Here is a 19881-nt window from a genome sequence, read left to right on the forward strand (position 1 = left end):
GCTAGCTTTTCATTAATCAAAAGACGCAAACTTAGCATCAGTAACGTATGTCATAACCCCTACAGAGTTACCATCACGACTAATTCGGCTGCTGATTTGCACCCAATAAGGTTGGTCTGGATCCATTCCTGCCCAATCCATGTTAAATGATACTGATGGTTCTGGTGGTTTATCTGACGTCTCTGAGGAGTAAACCATAAAGTGACCATTGTTATTTTCAAACCAAATATGTCTCTCATGAGAGGCTACGTTCATATCAGCTAGACCTACCGAGTTTCCATAACCAGAAAAAACCTGCGTTCTCTCATTCCAGTAGTTGGTCACTATTTCAAACGCTTTGTTACTACGAGGTGAGCCTGGTTGATAGGCTGCATCCCCCCAACCTGACTGAGGGACTATAGATTCTTGCTGAACGATAAACGATAACTTACCGGATATCGCATCTTTTTCTCCAAAGTTTTTGACTTTAACGTAACCAATAAAGTTTCTACCAGTAAAAGAGCGTTCATTAAATACTGATAATGCTCTTATTGATCCGCCTGTTCCATAATAGAGTGATGGAATGCCGATATCATCTATCGGCAAAATCGTACCACTCTCCGCTGCAACACGATTCCACTTATTGCTTTCATTCACAGGCAGAGTTGAGGCCGTAACCGCGTCTTTAGACGAGTAAGCAATTGAAGATTTTGCATTTGAACTACTTGTAACATTGATCACTTCATTGTTAAAAGATAAGTCTGTGTATGTGGTAACTGCTGATCCGCTTGCATCCGACAAAAGAGTTTCGCTTGTTTCATAATTACTGAACACGCCTTTTTCACGTTCAGATATGATTTCAATGTTCTGGTATGGCGCTAAACTTCCGTCTGGGTCAGTTACCTTTAAAGACACATCACTTACGTTACTATAAGGGCGCGTAACATATTCAATTTCACTTGAAAAATCCTTTACCGCCTCGCTATCTAACAACACACAGGTAACGAACCCTTCACCTGTTAACTTCGCTAACTCAGAAATCGTCCCATCTATCGCGTTAATGCTCTTACCAGCAGTTTCGGAGATCATATCTGCACTCCAAAAATCTGCACCTGCAGGCCAGTTTTGAGAGGTAAAAAGGTTACCTTGATTTGCAATGAGTAATTCCCATTCACGGTTGATTGGTAGACGTCCATTCCTTGTCGCACAGTAGTTTTGCGCTTGTTCAAGGTTCATGGTGACCACTTCTGCTCCTTTCGGCCCAGTAACCCCATCTTGTGCTTGATAATTCGTATACGCGGTATTGGTATAGTCCGCTAGCACCTTACTTACAGGGGCTGTAAATGTAATATCTGCACCAATTGTTGAGTCGTAAACCGTTACATCATCCCAATCTTGAACAAGGCTAAAATCAGGCTCTATTTCAAGATAAACTTGTCCAACCGCGTATCCACCGCGACCATCATTAGTGGTGTAAGCAACTTCATGTGCTCCCGGCTCTGAGGAACGAAAAGTAAAGGTATGCTCAGAAGCGGACGTAATTTCGGTCTCCGCATTGTAAGCTCTCACGGATTCGAGGATCACCGCATCTTCTGCATCAGAGATATAGTCCGTTAAATCAATCGTCACCAACATCCCTTTATCTAACTTCCCTTCACGGACATAGTTAAGGGCAACTGGCGGCGTATTCTGCGTATCAGAAACAGCAACATCAATCGTTCCTAGCTTGGTGACAGAACCATCTGTCATTGAGTAAGTAACTCGAGAAACGCCCACCTCAAATGGAGTAAAAGTAAGCACATTGTTCGCCGCATCGCTATCCACGATACCGGCGCCAAGCACAGATGCATCAGACGATAGATAGAACACTGATGTATCAAGCTCCTCGGCTAATTCCTGAGAAAGGTCAATCACAACAGGCGTATCAATATCCGTCGTTTCTGCAAGGTTGGGTAATGTATTATCAGCTGCTGTTTCAGACACAGAAACACGAGCAATTGAAGATTCCTCACCCACATAAAGCTCACTATTTTTTGGGGCGACTGTGTATTCGTATTGGCACTCGCCTACTTCATCAGAACTTGTCGTAAATGACTGTTCACCAATGGACGTAACCTGACAACTATCTCCTGATATTGAGCGCACAGATGTCACCTTCATCGCCGCGCTGACTTCATTTGTAGCCAAAACGTCGATAGCAACCTCTTCACTCACCAGTCCTTTAGATTGGATAGGAGAAGTTTCTATGTTCACTGTCTCAGGAGAGCTTCCTTCAACACCGTTGGATGATGAATCATTACCAGAACCACCATTACATGCAGAAAGAAAACACATCACCACTGGAGTTAGTATTAAAGACTTTTTCATTGTGTTCCCCTAGTAAGCTGCCATGTGCAGTTCTGAAATACGGTAGTTTTTTGATGCCTCTGCGTTCTTTCCGCCGATCGATAGCCAATAAGGATTGGTCAGATCAACTCCTCCAGTTATGTTAAAAGATCCAGAGGGTTCTGCAGGTCTGTCTTCGGTGAGAGAGGTATAGACAAAAACCTCTTCCCCTCTTTTATCAAACCAGTAATAACGGTCAGGGTCACGAAAGCTAATGTTCGTCGAACTAGAAACCTCTCCCCCTTCAAACAGCGAGACTGGTGTGGAACCATAGAGGTTTACATTCAAACCAAATGCTGTCGGTTCTCCTACAGGGTAAGGTCTCGTGTTTCCTGTTTGTATAACTCCGTCTTGCTCCCAAGAACTCTGATCATTTCCTAGCTGTTGTATCATCACAGCGAACTCACCTCGAGAAGAACTGCTGTCAGCCGTGACTCGAAATCTAATAACAAAGTTCTCACCATTAAACGGCGTTTCATAAATGTGAAAAAGCTTGCTGTAGCCGACACCTGGCATCAACATCAAACCTTGTTCATCCGGCTCATATATGCCTTTATTCCAATATTCATCACTGCTCCACAGCGATGGGTCTGTAACATCAATGGCTAGATGATCGTCTTCAGGAACGAACGGAAACAATTCCTCTGCGGAGCTAACTTCAATTGATACAACCTCCTCGGTGAAAGAGATATCGAAATATGAATCGTTTATAACGCCTAAATCATTGGTCGTTAGATGACTAATCGGTTCTCTATTCTGAAATACTCCCCGTTCATAAACTGATTCAAGTGTGACATCAGTAAAAGGAGCAAGATTGCCATCAGGATCAAAAACTTGAACCCTGTAGTCATAGCGATTAGATACCGCTGAACTACTTTCGATCACTGATGAGAAATCCTTAACACCATCACTAAGATCAACACACGTTGTGTACATAGCCACCGTTTTTGACTGGTTGCCAATCAGGCCATCATTCAAGTTAACCGTCGCTGTATTGGTTTCACTGACGTTCTCGGCCGTCCAATACTTCTTGCTCGTTGGCCAGTTGTGGTTGCTGAACGCACTGGTTTCGTTTGCCATAAGGGTTTCAAGTTCGCGTTGGAGTGGCAAACGACCACCACGCACCTTGCAGTATTGACGTGCTTGGGTGAGTGTTTGCGTTACCACCTCTGCATCTTTCAAACCATATTCACCATTTTCTGTATAGGTTGAGGTGTAAGAGGCATTTACGTAGTCTGCATATACTTTTGTCATTGGCGCAAAGAAACGGATCTCTGTATCAATAACTAGGTCGTAAGTGACGATATCTTCCCAATCTTGAATCAATGAAAAATCAGGCTCTACTTCGATTCGAGCAACCGATGTTGTGTAACCTCCCATGTGGTCACTGACGGTATATGCCACATCGTGAGCACCAGGTGTTGACGACTCAAACGTAAATTGAGTATTCATTACGTCCGTTGGCGACAACAATGCGATCGTAGAGTTAAAATCTTCAACACTGACTAACTGAACGTTATCTCCATCCAAATCGGAGACATATGACGCAACATCTATCGTAGTACTTTCACCAAGTTTGATGAGCTCTTGATGAGCAAAAGCATTGGCGGTTGGCGGAGTGTTTTCAGTCAACTCCGAGACAGAAACCGAAATCGTACCTTGTTTGATGGCAGAGTCGCTTTCGTAGCTGTAGAAAATCTCACTCTGCCCTTTTCCTGTCGGCGTAAATTGAATGCGTTGTGAGTCGAGATAAGTGGCACTTCCGTTACCAATAACAACCATCTGTTCTTGTAACTTGTAGCTACTATCTGGCATCGAAGCACCTAACTCCGTTTCAAGGTCAATGATGATTTCTTGATTCTCGGTAGTTGAAGCTGTGATTCTCGGTAGCGATGTCGATGCATATGTTGAAGCAGAAGCAACACGAACATAAGACTCTGACTGTGCGCTATTGCTCATTGGAGAGACTCGGTATTGATACAGGCAATCTTGCGTTTCATTCGAGCTTACATCAAACGATGTTGAGCCAGAGCTGACGACCTGACAAGCATCCCCTGATAATGACTCGACAGACGTAATCTCAAACTCGCTATCATCGCTTGTATTGACATAACCAGTAACGTTAATAGAAGTGCGCTCACCAACAATAGCATTGTTACCGATGTTGGCAGAGAATATCGCTGTATTGTCGACAGGTGAAGTAATTACCGGATTGTCCGAGCCGCCCTCGCTACCACCATTACACGCAGTAAGAAGTGTTGCGAGGGAGACGCTTGTTAGTAAAGATAGAGATGAATTCCTTTTCAACAGATACATGTTGAACAGCTTCATTGATGTCACTCGGTTGTTGAAGGTTCAACCATTTTGGCTGCAACACTTCAAAGTAACCACTAAATGACTATGATTAGTTATTAACGATTAAGACTATGATATTAAAATGATTAATTGGGGATTAATTGTTTTTAATTCATGAAATCCAGAGCGTTAAGGCTGGTTAGAAGCTTTTGACACTTTCTATTGCCTTAAGTAGTTGGCAAAAATCGAAGCAATCTTGAGTGCTGCTAATTTCATAGTTTAGAGAGTTGAAGTCCAAATGAACGGTAGCGACAAGCCGCGTTCTTTCGGGTGTCAGTTGAATGGTAATTCGGTTATTAACCAATCCTTGGGGACTTTGGGCATAACCAACTTCTTTTGAAAACTCAGCTATCGCCGTGCGCCATAGCGTTATGTGAAATAGTGTTCGGGTCATGGTGTAATAATTAATACTGATTGTTCGAGCGGCTATCATCCACACGAGCGGAATCAGTTACCAATAAATGGTTGTGAATAATGCCATTAATCGCGGATTGAAGAAGCATGACTGTTAACCATTTTTACTTATGCAACCACAATCTAAAACCCATTCTCCCATAGATTTTCGCTATTAATCTTATACGATACTATCCCATTGATTCCAAACAATTACTTCATTGTAAAAACTTCTAAAATGGCCATTTAACCCTTATTAATCTCGATTCACGACCATTCATTTAACACAAACACTGACCTTCACCATACTTGCCGGCCCAAACGAACGACTTAAGGTGTAGGTATGCAAAACGTCAAATTCAATCATGTGTATGCAATGGCATTGAACCATGCACATTCATTTACAGCACTTGAGTTGCTACAAGAAATGGCTGAGCACTCTCCGGAAACCTATACACACACGCTCAATGTATGCTTAGTCGCTTATGATTTTGGTGAGTTTCTGAGTTTTACAGATGCGCAGTTAGAGCTGATTTTTGATGCTGCTCTAGTACATGACTTAGGCAAGCTAAAAACACCAACGGCTATCCTCCATAAACATGGCAAGCTTGAACCAATTGAACGTCAAGTGATGAGCGAGCATGTAAAGCACACCTATCAGATAGCAAGAGGCATTAAAGCTCTAGAAACAGCGACAATGGTTGGTGGTCTTCATCATGAACGTTGGGATGGAAATGGTTATCCATTTCGACTTAAGGGCGACGAGATTCCATTTATCGCGCAAGTGCTCGCGATTGTCGACACATGGGACGCAATGGTTTCAGACAGAGCTTACAGAAAAGGCATGCCTAACTCGAAAGCAATCAATATCCTTTTAACCGAAAAAGATAAAGGCCAGTTTAATCCGAATCTAGTCGAGCTGTTTGTTACTTACATTGATTGTCACGGTAAAAGCAACCTGTCGTGAAGAGCATCAATAATATCGTCTTTTCCAATGTCTTTTTTGAGATACTGCCCATATCCAACGTTCATAAACGGAAACGCCCAAAGTTATTAGCTTTGGGCGTTTCTTCTAACAAAACCTGGTTGAGGCGGATGTACGACATATCGAGCGTTACAACGTCATGTGTAAAATTGGAAATGGTTTACCCATATCATCGAGTGGTGAGCGAGATTCGATTTTGAAGCCCATACGTTGGTAAAAACCGACGGCTTGTGGGTTTTGCTCATTCACATCGACTTTTACTGCGCCGAGATGTTTGATCGCATGTTGCAGCAACATCTTACCTATGCCCTTTCCTCTTGCTTGATCTAGAAGAAACAGCATCTCGATTTTTTCATCATGAACACCAACAAAACCTTGTATTGCACCTGTAGTGTCTTTTACACACTTTAAGGTGACTGCAGGAAATGCTTGCTCAATAATGATGGGTTTAAAAAACTCAATATCTTCTTCTGTGATGAAGTCATGCGTCGCTCGGACTGAGTTTTCCCAAACTACTAGCAGCTCTGCATAGTGTTCAGGAAGCACATTTTCTACCGTCATAGATGTTCTCTCTTTGAGTGGACTGAAGTTCAATGTGCAGCCGCGAATCGCGCATTTTAACAAGATCACTGTATTCTGCCTACGCTAGACGATTAAGAATAACGTCCTCAAAAGATCTTTGTCGCCACTCGATTAAATAATTGTTGGCAATCTTGTCCAAGAAGACGGGTAAATAACCCAGCTTTAACCAAACTATGCAGAGCTGGATAACGTTGTTTCGGTATAAAGCCATCTTCAAAATATCGCTCATCGCCGAACCCTAAGATTCGTTCATGTTCTTTGGTCAAACCTTTCAAAAAAGCAGCGTTGAGCAAAAGCGGCGCGTACCGATCATACTCCTTATCCAAACTCTGAATAGGGAAAGCAGGATCGTGAAAATTGTAAAACACCACATTACGAGATGTCAGCACCGGATAGTTTTGTCGATGAACCCCACTCGTATCAAATAAAAAGGCGGTGCCTGCTTTGCCGGTCACGTGTCTTATTGGCAAGTTCATTTCATCGACTTGCGCTTTATTCCAATGACCCGGAGCCAGTTTTTGTCGATGGCTTTGCTCTACGTAAGCAAACTCACCACTGTCTACATCGGTAAGATACACACCCAACTTTATCTGGGGTGGCGGCTCTTGGCATCGGTCAACGTCATACCAAGCGTCGTTATGCCATCCATGAAAATTACGAGTGGTACGAATGGTTTTCCACCCCCTAACCTCAGTCACTTGAAATCGGTCGCCAATGTAGTCACGGCATATATGCATCAAATCATCATGTTGGATTGGGTACAAAAAAGCAGGCGACAGTGTAAGTAAGTTTTCAATGAGTAATCGCCATCGTTCATTTTGTTGGTATCCCGTCCAAGTATTAAACTGTGGATGGGTAAGGTGTTGATCAAAGCATCGCTGCATTTGCTCGAGCTTAGGTAGCGGAATATAACCATCAAGCACAACAATACCGTTTTCACATAATTGTTTGAGAATATCTTCTACGTTTAGCATTAGAGCTCCCTCTCTCCTAACCTCTCAATTCGAGCATTTTTTTCATGCTCTCCCACAAACTTTCATTCGAATTAAGCAAACGTTGATAATGCGAAAAAGTCTTAGACACCATATTGTCCAAGCCAAAGTTCTGTTCTGCATGACGTCGGCCGTTTTTGCCAAACTCTACTCTAGCGTCCGTATCTTCGATTAATCGCCAGATAACGTCATATAAACCAGTCTCATCCCCAGCTTCAATTAAGATCCCACTGTGATGATGCAGTATGACCTCTGGTAGACCACCTATATTAGAAGCAACAACAGGAACACCGCATGCGGACGCTTCAATCGCAGTAAGACCAAACGCCTCTCCCCAAAGAGACGGCATAACAAACACATCCGTGACACTCAAGATATCCGGAACATCAGAGCGTAAACCTAAATATTGAATGTCTCTCTGGTAATCCTGATGAGCACAAAGGGTTTCCACTTCTTTACGGTATGCGCCATCGCCAATGATCAAGAACTGGCATTCGATACCACCATCAACACAACGTTTGGCAACATTGAGAAAATGGTCGATGCCCTTCTCCTGTGTCAGCTGACCAATGAAGGCCACTATCATGATGTCGTCGGATACGCCAAGTTGCGCGGACTTAATCTGCCTTGCTTTCTCTTTAGATATCGCCGATTGAAACCGCGCGAGGTCAATACCGTTATAGAGGCGATGTATTTTGTGGTGAGCATTTGGCAAGTTTCGAGCAATGCGTGATGCAACAAAATCAGAGACAGGCAGATATGCGTCAATCGCGAGACTCAGAATACTTTGCCGCATAGAACGGAGTTGGTTTAAGACCAAATAATCTTTACTGGGCATACCAAGAGGATTGGAGCTGTGATCCGTAAAAACAATTTTTCCGCCCCACCTCAATTTACACAACAACAAACTCGGATCTGTTGGACCAATAAAGTGGGTGTGAAGAATATCGACTTTACGCTCTTTCAATAAACGCACAATGAAGCCTGAATTAGTGATTTTGTCATAATCTAAGCAAATAAGCTCACAGCCTGACTCAAGCAGCCATGTCTTCAGAGTCGGTGATATGGGTTCAATAACGCAGACAATGTAAGTCCAACCACGCTTTTGGGCTTCTTTTCCCATTGACCATAGGTAGTCTTCAAAAGAACCTTGTTTTTGGGGTGAGATTAACGCCCAACAAAACACTGTTGGTTTGAATACTAAATCATTGGAATCTTTCACTGCTTTCTCCTTCACTATCTCCGTGAGCAAAGAGGTCGCCCCATAATGCTCATTGGTCGTAAGTTAGAAAGCCAACCGAGTACCTATTTTCAATTTGATAACGAGAGATGCGCTGTCCCCCGGTTATTGTTCACTATGCAATAACAAAGCCAAGGGGAGATGCAAAGGCGCCAAACGAAAAAAAGAGCCCTCACATCCATGGGGCTCAAGTAAAATTTCGCATTATTGTCATTTTAAGGTGAGGTCAAGACTATAGGAGGTGTTAACGCTCAGACGCATATTAACCCACCAGAATGATTAGGAATAAGCATCTGAACTCTCGAGTTTTTTAGAATTGCTTATTGCATTCGACGTCGAGTTTCAATTACTCATCGTCAAAAAAGCCACCATACATCAACCATGGTGGCTTTCTTATTTATCAATTTAATAAACGCGTAAACTGATATCTCTCATTATGAGAATCGAGATTAGTTAGTTGGACGCCAAACACCCCATTGGTCTTTCTGGTAAGTCGCTTCAGGGTTGTCACCACCTTGAATCCACCACTGTGCTTTCCAGTTTTGGTCAGCGTAAGAAACCACTTCACCACCTAAGTATGTTTTGGCAGCATCCCAAGTGCCATTCTCATCTGGATCTGGCTTAGGATCTGGGTCTGGCTCAGGTTTTGGTGGCGTAATTTCGTCATCACCTGCAATAACCTCGAAAGTAAACGTCTCAGCACGCGCGCTGTTTACCGCGTTAGCAACAAATGACAGTGTTTCGTTCTGCGTTATTGCGCTAGTGTTTACCACTATAGACGCAGTACCGTTGTTCTGAATGCTCACCGATGAACCTTGAGTTTGTGTTAGGTTCGCGGCTTCACTTGTGGCAATAATTACGCTGTCACCAGCATTGACGACTTTATCGCTCTTCACAAGTTCATAAATATCGCCAGTCAGTGGCTCTACACCACCATCATCACCATCAATAACTGAAATCATGCCAGATGCGCGGCTATCTTTTGAGTTAAAGAAGTTACGTGATGGATCATTTTGGAAATACATGTAATGTGACATTTCTTCATGCCAATCACCGATGAAGACTGCGCCGTCTTTGAACTCTGCGTGCCAACCGTTGATTTCTGAAGCAAGTAGACGTGCCCAATCATTTACGTTCGAAGCTTCAACCTTAATATCAAAACTACGTGCCACATCGCCATTCTTGTTGATGATGTCATATTTAACTGTGTCACCGATTTCAGGATTTACAAAACCTTGAGGAATGTACAGGTCACCGCGAACAAGATCAGCTTCAGGAGGAAGAGTATCACCACCTGCAATAGTGATATCAGAACAGTTGTAGAAGCCTTCACCAGCGGCATCATCACGCTGCCAACGAACAAATAGAATCGCGTCACCAGAACGATCTGACGGAATCGTAACGTCCATGCGGTATTTGCCGCCATTTACGGGAACATTACCTACCGTCTGAATCAAGTCTAGATCGCCCCATGCCAGTGCTTTACTTAGATCCGCACCAGGTTTGGTTAGATAAAACTCCCAGAATGAAGGGTTGTGAGGAGCCGTCGCATTAAACACAAATTCAAATGTTCCTGTGTTTAGTTCAGTACGAGTCCAAGCCGTATGTGGCGCACCCATTCCCTTTTTCTGAGGGTCATTTGCATAACACAATGTGCCGTCAGGAATCGCCGCTTTCACTGCTGCCATATTGTTGTAATCAGTAATGTTCTTAGCGAATTCATTACGCTGAACAAAAGGATAAGAACCAGAGATATCTTTCGCTTGAGCACATGCTGCATTTGGTGGCGTACCAGACCAAACTCCACCTTGTTCGTAACACGTGTTTTGACGAGCACTCGGGAACTCAGACCAGCCGTGAGCATTGGCTGCTGTAGGTAGGCCAGATAGCATCGCCATACCCACTGCTGCTTTAAGAATGTTTTTATTTGCTTTCACTTTTTTCACTCTCTACCGTTTATAGTACAAATAAGATTCAACGGATGCTTTATAACCGTTGTTACTTATTTCATGTTTATAGTTTTAATCAGTAAACAGTTAAAAATAATATACGTAAGTTCTATCAATGAAAGTTTGACGATTATCGATATGAACAAACATCACAAATTTAAATAAAACGACAATTTCAGAACATACTGACAAAAAACTAACAAATAACAATATTTACAATCACTTAAATGATCATCTCAAAAGAAATTTAGCATAAGGCTAGAGCAAATAGTTTAATAAAAAACACCATTTATAAATATTAAATATAATTAATTATTTTGTGACTCAGTTTCCAAGAATGATGAAGTAAATAATTAGAGATTAATAAATAAACGAACGCTAATATTTTCTGTAAAAATACCAACCACTAATTCATTATAAATTTAATATAACATCAATATTAGCGCTGTCTATTTAATCTACTTGCTTATTTAAACAGCAGGCACAGGGATAATTTTCAGATCTCCCATCGCTTTTTCGTCACGCAGTTTTCTCAGTGGTGCGTATTCAGGAGAGTCATGCCACGCGTGCGCCGCTTCTAAAGATGCCCAGTGTTGAATGACACAAACATCTGCCCCCACATCCCCATGGAATGTCGTTGGTGATTTGTTGATCGCAATTGTCTGACCACCATAGATTTGAGTGGTTTCAGAAACACGTTCAGCATACTCATTGAAAGCTTCCATATCCTGAATTTTAAACTGTATATAAAGGTAAGTTGGTGTCATGTTGATTGCCTATTTGTTTGATTGAGTCACTAAATCTCACAATACGCCTTTCGAAACGCAAAAAAGGAGCTGACGCTCCTTTTCTGTTAGTTGTGGATATGAACATCTCGTTGAGGGCACAATCCATTGACACAATCATTCTCTCACTACAAAGTTTCATATTTAACTTCTGTGGGAGCAATATAGCTAACACGTAGTGCCCAGTAATAAATTCATTACGTTATTTGTAAAGAGTCGAATTACAATGACATCAAATATAGATTTTGAACCTCTTCTCGAGTTGGAGTCCTTGGATTTCCTGCTAAACAAGGGTCAGAAAGTGCTTTTTCTATCCAGTTATCGCAATCTTCCTTTTTGATACCTAATGTAGAAAAACCAACAGGAATTCCAACTCGTTTTGATAAGTCTCGTATCAACGTAATTGCTAACTTAGCGCTTTGCTCGTTATCTAAGCTTGTAACATCCCCTCCCATTACATGTGCAATCTCACGAAACCTATCCGGAGAATGCTCTGCATTAAACTCGCAGACAATTGGTAACAAAATCGCGTTACACACGCCATGAGGGAGGTTATGCGTCGCCCCTGGTTGGTGAGCCATCGCGTGAACAAGTCCTAAGCCTGCACTATTAAATGCCATACCAGCCAAAAACTGCGCGTTAGCCAATTGCTCACGAGCTTCAATGTTCTTACCATCATCTACAGCAACAGGAAGCCATTGCGCTATCAGTTTAATCGCTTCAAGCGCTGTCGGTTTCGTCAACGTATGAGCACCCGGCGTGACATAAGCCTCGATGGCATGTGTCAGAGCATCCATACCAGTTGCTGCAGTGACATTTGCCGGTAAATTGACCATCAACAATGGGTCGTTAACCGCAATATCTGGGATCTGTTTAGCGTCGATTATTACCATTTTTACTTGGCGTACTTCATCAGTGATCACCGAATTCGATGTCATTTCCGCAGCAGTACCCGCAGTGGTATTTATAGCAATAAAGAAATCACCCGCTTGCTTAACTTTACCCACACCATCGTAATCGACAATATCGCCTGAGTTAGCAGCTACAATACGAATTGCCTTCGCACAGTCGACGGGACTTCCTCCACCGACCGCAATAAAACAATCACAGCCCGCCTCTAAATAAAGAGACAAACCTTCTCTAACTAATGTCGCCGTCGGGTTTGGCGTGACTTTATCAAACAATTCATAGTCAATAGAGGCTTGGTCTAGTAAATCAAATAAATGATCAAGAAGACCAAGTTCAATTAAGTTTTTATCCGTTACGACTAACGCTCGCTTCACTGGTTGTTGACTCAGTGTCGCGATAGCATCATCTATAGCCCCAACACCAGAATAACTGAGCTTAGGAAGATTTAATGCAAAAGCCATGGTTTATCACTCCTTACTTCTCTATACGTAACCCATAAGATTTGAACTTTTCAAGCACGACTTCCATTGAGGCATCATCCAATACAGGCACATCAGCCGTAATAGCCAAAGTTTTGAGATAGAGATCTGCCAAGACTTCCACCTCATGAGCTAACCACAATGCTTTTTCTAAGTTCGCTTCGCCCGCAATCAAACCATGATGCTGCAGCAAAATTGCTTTGCTCTTAGAAATCCCGTCTTCAACGTATTGAGCAAGCTTAGCACTACCAAATGTCGCATAAGGTACACAAGGAATCTCGGTAGTACCTGATGCCGCGACCATGTAATGAATGGCAGGAATTGGCTTATTCAAGATAGAAACCGCTGCGCAATGAATCGCGTGGTTATGAACAACTGCATTCACATCATCACGCTTTTTGTAGCAAGTTAGATGGAATAGCCATTCAGACGATGGCAGCTTTCCTTCTTCAAAACTCCCATCTTCGGCTACATACACAATGTGGTCTGGGGTGAGTTTTTCATAAGGGATACCGGTTGGTGTAATCAACATACCGTTATCAAAGCGTACACTCACATTTCCTGCTGTACCTTGGTTCAAACCTAGACGGGTCATTTCCAAGCAGGTATCGATAATTTGTTGGGAAAGTTCTACTCGATTCATTTTTATTCCTTAACCTTTTATTTCTTTAAAGAGTTGTGACACCTTTTTTGAGAATAATATTGCCGTATTTAGCAACCTCCCCAGTGAGTACCACTGCATAGCACTGCTTTGCTCGCTCATAAAAAGCAAAGCGCTCTACTCTTTCAATTTGTTCTTGGTTGACGTTAGAAACAGTCATCGCTTCCAAGTATTTGTTCTCGACACTAGGGTCAAGTTCATCGCCCGGTACTGCCTGCATCATGATCACGGGCTGATCGACATATTGATCCAGTTCGAACAACTCAACGACACCACCTAGTAAGGTGTCTACACCGACACCGTCACAGCGAATCACATTGTGATTAAAGGTATGCGCTGGAAAATGAGCGTCAGCAAAGAGAATTTCATCGCCATGTCCCATCTCAGACAGCGTGGCTAAAAGCTGAGGCGAAATCGCTGGATGAATACCTTTAAGCATGGCAGCGCTCCTTCTCTTTTTTTGTTGATACGCAAGAGGTTGGGTTAACCACCTGCAAACTTGGTTTCATTTGAGATTGTGCGGTTTGGATACTTGGGTAGAACCCCACGCCGAAGAAAGCAAACATGGCAGCGCCAAGCACCGTGGCTTCTGCTTGTTCAACAATATGCAGTGGTCTTTGTAAAGCATCAGCTTTCAACTGGTTCCAAAGGGCATTCTTGGTACCACCACCCACGACCACGACTGGTCCGTCATTGAGGTGACAAAGTTGATTCAAATAGTCGAATCGATGTTTAAGCTGACGACTTAGTCCTTCAAAGACTGCTCGAACAATTTGTCCACGGGTGGTATGAATGGATAATCCTTCGATCGCACCTTCACCAATGCCATCCGCGTTGAGTGCAAACCGTGGTACGAAGACAACCCCTCCAGCCCCACTACCAGCTTCATTCGCTTCTTGAATCATGATGCTATACAAATCATCCGCGCTTTTTTCCGCAGAAAAAAACTGCGTCGCAACCCATTCAATCACGGCACTTGATAACCATTGCGTCGCTGGATTGTAGAACCCTTTAACGGAATCCAACTCGACCGTTACACCATTTTCTAACGCTTCGGTATTAAGTTGAGGGCGCTGACTTCGAGCCATCAATATTTCCCAAGTGCCTGAACTTAAGAATGCTTGATTCTCTTCCGCACCAGAACCGATCAAAGCAAATTGCGTATCATGGCCTGCAGATATCACCGGAAGCCCGCTCTTAACACCAAAACATTCAGCAACAGATGAGGTCACGGTGCCAATAGTCTCTCCCGCCATCACGAGAGGAGGAAAATTCAACTCCGATAGCCCTAAATAGTCGAATACTGATGTGTTCCAATTACAACTGTTTAAGTCGGTCATCATGGATGTACCTGCCATGGTGTAATCCGTCGATAAAGTGCTGGTTAATCGGTGCGTAATCATCGAAGAGATAAACACAAATTTATCCATCTTTTTGAATACAGCTGGTTCGTACTCTTTTAACCAACGAAGCTTATAGAGGGTATTGAAGCTGTAATCACCAATTCCGTTATTACGATAAAGATCAATACGGTCCAACTCTGTTTCAACTTGCTTCATTACACCGAGGGTTCGCGGGCATTTCCACGAAATAATCGGGTATATTTGATTACCATTGCGGTCGAATGGTGCGCCATCAACACCAAATGTCGTGACCGTAAAAGCAATGACATTTTTCGCACCAACTTCAGCTACAACACGTTGCCCACATTCAATCAACTTCTGCCAGATATCTTCGAAATCCCAAATATGAAAAGCTGAGTTATTTTCATCTTGCTTAGTCGTATTCTTCATAAAATGTGATGCAACGATTTCACCTTGAGGATCAATGGCGATCGCGCGCAAGTTAGTTGCACCACAATCCAAAACAATCACTACAGACATAGAAACTCCTATCAGGGCGGAGTTTTCTCCGCCCATTGCAGCTACTTGTAAAGTGGACCGAAGTTGGCACAAGCACGGTAGTCTTGGCCTTCTTTGTCTTGACCAAATGCACTCCACGTATGTGGTCGGAATACATCCTTGTCTTCAACGTTATGCATCGCAACAGGGATACGAAGCATAGAGGCCAAAGTGATTAGGTCGGCGCCAACGTGACCGTAAGTAATCACACAGTGGTTTGCTCCCCAATTAGCCATCACAGAATAAACATCTTTGAATGCGCCTTCACCATTGATACGAGGTACAAACCAGGTGGTTGGCCAAGTTGGATTAGTGCGTTCATTTAAAGTTTCATGGACTTCTTTTGGCAGTGTAATTGAATGGCCCTCCGCGATTTGCAGCACAGGACCTATGCCTTTTACGATATTGATACGGTGCATCGTAAATGGCATACCACCGTGCGTTAGGAAGTTTGAAGAGAAACCACCCCCACGGAAGTATTCGACATCTGCTGGCGGCCAACAAGTCGCACTTAAACATGCTTCGGCGTCTTCAGCACTCATATTCCAATGGGGCTTAATCACCGATTCACCATGTTGATCTTTGGCTTCACCACTGCCATCTAACGCTGCTGAGCCAGAGTTTACTAAATGGATAAAGCCCGCTTCTGGTCGATACCCACTTACGCGCTCAACAGAGTCTTGAGACCAATAGGTACGAACATCGCAGAACACTTGAGCTTGACCTGTCAGCATCTTGCCAAAGAGCATATTTACGCCATTTAGGCTATCGTTCTCAGTCGCAATAACAAATGGCTCACGAATGCCATTCCAATCAAATGAAGAGTTTAGAATGGCCTCACTGAAGTCACCATTAGGCAGGTGATCTGTCCAATGACGTTGGCCTTGGAAACCACCAACAACCGCATTATGACCTAGCGCTTCTTCTCCAAAACCCATTTCAGCTAGCTTAGAATTACCTTCCATCAGATCACGCATGATCATTGTCATCTTGACCACCGTTTCCCAATCTTCTTTTTTACGCTCTTCGAGCATTGGTGTACGGTTATAATCCTTGCCTTCTTGGCAGTGTTCTTTCGTCCAAGCCAGAGCAAGTTCAAATTCTTCTTTATCAAAAATCTCTCTGTCTAAGCGACGTTTAATCTCTGTCATATCGACATATTCATTACGCATGCCTAAGTAATGTTGGAAGAACGGCTGATCGACAATGGAACCTGCGATTCCCATAGAGACAGAGCCCATAGATAGGTATGACTTCCCACGAATGCTCGCAACGGTTAGGCCCGCTCGACAGAATCGTAAAATTTTGTCTTGAACATCAGATGGGATAGAAGTGTCATCCTTATCTTGAACTTCTTCACCGTAGATAGAGAATGCAGGTAAGCCCACTTGAGAGTGACCCGCCATTGCCGCCGCTAAATACACTGCGCCAGGGCGCTCAGTCCCATTAAATCCCCAGATTGCTTTTGGCATATGAGGGTCCATGTCGATGGTTTCTGTGCCGTAGCACCAGCAAGGTGTAACTGTGATACTAAGCCCCACATTTTCACGTTTGAACTTATCTGAACAGGCCGCAGCTTCAGCGACGCCACCGATTGTAGAATCGGCAATAACACACTCGACCAACTCTCCGCTTACATGGCGCAGGTTTTCTCTAATGAAATTCGCAAGATTCTTTGCCATATTCATCGTTTGTTCTTCTAACGACTCACGCACACCAAGACGACGACCATCAATAGTTGGACGGATACCGATTTTGACTAAGTTGTTCATATTAAAACTCTCTTTTTTCACGTTAATCTGAGTTATTTTTCGATTTGGTAGCCTTTAAGACCAAAGTAAACGAGGTACACAAAGCCAATTAGAGGAATAACGAAAGCAGCTTGAATACCCATTGAATCCGATAGTTTTCCCATGACGGCAGTCAACACAGCGCCACCAAGAATTGCCATAATTAGACAGCTACCGCCAAATTTTGAATCACCGCCTAGGTCTTGTAGAGATAGACCAAAAATAGTCGGGAACATCAGTGACATACACGCAGAGATACCAACCAGTGCATACGCACCTGTAACACCACCAACACTCATCAGAACCAGCACTAATAGCGCAGCCACCATGGCTAATACAGCAAGGAGCTTCTCTGGTGCGATGTATTTCATTAAACCTACACAGATAAAGCGGAACGCACTGAAGACTACGATAGATGCAAGTAAGAAGTTAGACGCGTCAGCTTCCGTCCCGCCGACCTGAGTCATCACATATCGGATGGTCCAAGACCAACAACCAATCTGACATCCAACATAAAAAAACTGGCCGATAACACCTCTGACGAAATGTTTTTTCTCGACTAAACGAGTAAATGTCGCTCGCAGAGAATGCTCGGCACCATCGCTAACTACGACTTCTTTAGCTCTTGGCATCTTAGTAAAAGCAATCGCGAGCCAGACGACTAAAATGACAGCAGCAACAGACAAATAAGGCATCATGACGGCATCAAGCTCTGCGGCCTGAATGGTGTTAAGTTGTTCTGGCGCCATCGCCGCACGCTCTGCATCGGAAGCTGGGTTTAGCTGAGAAAGAATGTAGAATTTGCCAATCAGAACCCCAGTAATAGACCCCACAGGGTTGAACGCTTGAGCAATATTTAATCGGCGTGTTGCTGTTTCTTGAGGACCCATTGCTATGATGTATGGGTTAGCACTGGTCTCTAGGATGGATAGACCGCCAGCCAAAACAAACAGGGCCATTAAGAAAGGCAAATACTCCATTGCTTGCGCCGCAGGATAGAATAATAGAGCCCCCGAAGCGAAAAGCCCTAACCCTAGTAATACCCCAGCTTTATAGCTGTATCGCTGAATAAAAAGCGCGGCAGGTAAAGCCAAGATAAAATAAGCACCATAAAATGCTGTTTGAACTAAACCTGATTGCATATCCGTTAAAGTAAATACTTTTCGGAACTGCGCGATTAAAACATCGGTCATATTATTTGCTAGTCCCCATAAAGCGAAGCATGAAGTCAGCAAAATAAATGGGAACAGAACAGACTTAGGAATTACTTCACTATTCCCTTTCTTTACTTCTGATTGTGGAGCGGATGATAAAATGTCAGTCATTTTAAATTCCTTTAGGTACGGTCATTCCTCTCATTAAGTTATAGGAATGAGTTTCACGTTATTGGATTATATTTTTATTTAGTTATTTAATATGGCATTAGATATCAACATGTCTATTTCATCTAAATCACATATTTTTAGCAAGCTCTTTTTTTTATATTTGCTTTTATCAGCCAATAGAATTACTTTATCTGATACTTCGATAAATGTTTTTTTAATCTCATAATTGTATTCGTTTGAATCCCACACTCCAGATTGCTCATCAAACCCAACACACGAGATGACACATAAATCCAAAGCCATCTCCGATAAAGTATTCCGAGCAATCAATCCATAGAATGCTTTATACTTCTCCGAAAAGTACCCACCCAAACTGATAATAGAAATGTTCTTCTTTCCGCAGAGTACGCTAATGTTATTGATTGAGTTTGTTACTACAGTACAACGAATATCTGGGATCGCTTGAGCCACAAGCCAACTAGATGAACTAGCATCTAAACCAACTACCGATCCTTCATATATATTAGAAACAACTTGCTCAACTAAGTGTTTCTTATCATCAATGTTGTTTCCGGCACGATTATTAAAAGATGTTCCTTCATCTTTATATTGCTTACCGATTGCTCCCCCATGAACTCGGACTAACTCACCTTTCTTATCCAGTAACTTTAAATCTCTTCGAATCGTTTCTACGGAAACTTTTAATTCTTGAGATAAATCTAGAACCGACACTTGTCCAACTTTAGATATTACTTTTAATATGTGGCTTGCTCTCGATGCTGCTTGCATTGATAAACTACTCAACTTCAATCAATGACTGAGATATTAGATTAAGTAGAGAGAAAATCTGAGATAGCCATCACACCAGATTTAAACATGCCCACTTTTGACCGAAACGGTGAATAACCACACAAAAAATCGGGCATTTGGTGTGGAAAACGGGCATTGCGCGTGAGAAACAATCGTATATTGAGTTGTGGCCATGCTTTAATGTACTAGCCATAGGGTAACGCACGTGAAGAGGTGAAAGGTCATTAACAACATTGAGTGACCATATAATCAATGACACAATGTGTTGGTGTGTTGGTGTGTTGGTGTGTTGGTAGATCTTTGCTGCCATGCATAAAAGAAGCAAGTGTATGAACATTTGCTCTATATTGGTATGAAAATT

Annotated in this window: 15 protein-coding genes; 1 reads left to right on the forward strand and 14 read right to left on the reverse strand. The window is 42.8% G+C overall.

Going from position 1 to position 19881, the window contains the following annotated elements; genetic code table 11:
* Positions 1-12: 12 nt before the first annotated feature.
* Both ATB76_RS05090 and ATB76_RS05095 read right to left on the reverse strand, forming a co-directional pair.
* The gene (locus ATB76_RS05090; RefSeq protein ID WP_061034817.1) at positions 13-2346 is read right to left on the reverse strand and encodes a hypothetical protein; all 2334 of its coding nucleotides are present in this window, start codon (positions 2344-2346) and stop codon (positions 13-15) included.
* 9 nt (positions 2347-2355) lie between these two features.
* Positions 2356-4695 (reverse strand): hypothetical protein, encoded by a 2340-nt coding sequence (locus ATB76_RS05095; RefSeq protein WP_061034818.1) that lies wholly within the window; start codon positions 4693-4695, stop codon positions 2356-2358.
* Positions 4696-5455: 760 nt separating this feature from the next.
* Between ATB76_RS05095 and ATB76_RS05100 the strand changes: the two genes are divergently transcribed.
* Positions 5456-6079, forward strand: a complete 624-nt coding sequence (locus ATB76_RS05100; protein WP_038871131.1) for an HD domain-containing phosphohydrolase — start codon at positions 5456-5458, stop codon at positions 6077-6079.
* A 147-nt stretch (positions 6080-6226) separates the two neighbouring features.
* Here the strand turns inward: ATB76_RS05100 and ATB76_RS05105 are convergent, their stop codons facing one another.
* From ATB76_RS05105 to ATB76_RS05160, 12 genes are all read right to left on the reverse strand, one after another.
* On the reverse strand, positions 6227-6658 hold the full coding sequence (locus ATB76_RS05105; RefSeq protein WP_038874888.1) for a GNAT family N-acetyltransferase: 432 nt from the start codon (positions 6656-6658) through the stop codon (positions 6227-6229).
* A 107-nt stretch (positions 6659-6765) separates the two neighbouring features.
* Positions 6766-7653 carry a phytanoyl-CoA dioxygenase family protein gene (locus ATB76_RS05110; protein WP_061034819.1) on the reverse strand — a complete coding sequence of 296 codons (888 nt, stop codon included), beginning with the start codon at positions 7651-7653 and terminating at the stop codon, positions 6766-6768.
* A gap of 16 nt (positions 7654-7669) precedes the next feature.
* Entirely contained in the window at positions 7670-8893 is a 1224-nt protein-coding gene (locus ATB76_RS05115) for a glycosyltransferase family 4 protein (RefSeq protein ID WP_061034820.1), read from the reverse strand.
* Positions 8894-9360: 467 nt separating this feature from the next.
* Positions 9361-10809 (reverse strand): lytic polysaccharide monooxygenase, encoded by a 1449-nt coding sequence (locus ATB76_RS05120; RefSeq protein ID WP_216611240.1) that lies wholly within the window; start codon positions 10807-10809, stop codon positions 9361-9363.
* Positions 10810-11330: 521 nt separating this feature from the next.
* The gene (locus ATB76_RS05125) at positions 11331-11627 is read right to left on the reverse strand and encodes a DUF1330 domain-containing protein (protein ID WP_038871124.1); all 297 of its coding nucleotides are present in this window, start codon (positions 11625-11627) and stop codon (positions 11331-11333) included.
* Between the two features lie 239 nt (positions 11628-11866).
* Positions 11867-13015, reverse strand: coding sequence for a lactaldehyde reductase (fucO, locus tag ATB76_RS05130; protein WP_045407167.1), 1149 nt, complete (start codon positions 13013-13015; stop codon positions 11867-11869).
* Positions 13016-13028: 13 nt separating this feature from the next.
* Positions 13029-13676 carry an L-fuculose-phosphate aldolase gene (gene fucA / locus ATB76_RS05135; RefSeq protein ID WP_038871119.1) on the reverse strand — a complete coding sequence of 216 codons (648 nt, stop codon included), beginning with the start codon at positions 13674-13676 and terminating at the stop codon, positions 13029-13031.
* 25 nt (positions 13677-13701) lie between these two features.
* The gene (gene fucU, locus ATB76_RS05140; protein ID WP_042600692.1) at positions 13702-14133 is read right to left on the reverse strand and encodes an L-fucose mutarotase; all 432 of its coding nucleotides are present in this window, start codon (positions 14131-14133) and stop codon (positions 13702-13704) included.
* Complete coding sequence (fucK, locus tag ATB76_RS05145; protein ID WP_038871116.1) at positions 14126-15577, reverse strand: L-fuculokinase; 1452 nt, start codon at positions 15575-15577, stop codon at positions 14126-14128. Before fucK ends, fucU begins: the two co-directional genes overlap by 8 nt.
* A gap of 41 nt (positions 15578-15618) precedes the next feature.
* On the reverse strand, positions 15619-17367 hold the full coding sequence (gene fucI / locus ATB76_RS05150; protein ID WP_038871114.1) for an L-fucose isomerase: 1749 nt from the start codon (positions 17365-17367) through the stop codon (positions 15619-15621).
* 32 nt (positions 17368-17399) lie between these two features.
* Complete coding sequence (gene fucP, locus ATB76_RS05155) at positions 17400-18710, reverse strand: L-fucose:H+ symporter permease (RefSeq protein WP_038871112.1); 1311 nt, start codon at positions 18708-18710, stop codon at positions 17400-17402.
* Positions 18711-18788: 78 nt separating this feature from the next.
* Positions 18789-19499 (reverse strand): DeoR/GlpR family DNA-binding transcription regulator, encoded by a 711-nt coding sequence (locus ATB76_RS05160; RefSeq protein WP_038871110.1) that lies wholly within the window; start codon positions 19497-19499, stop codon positions 18789-18791.
* Positions 19500-19881: the final 382 nt, after the last annotated feature.

The sequence above is a fragment of the Vibrio sp. MOR3 genome (assembly GCF_001557775.1).
GTDB lineage: Bacteria > Pseudomonadota > Gammaproteobacteria > Enterobacterales > Vibrionaceae > Vibrio > Vibrio jasicida.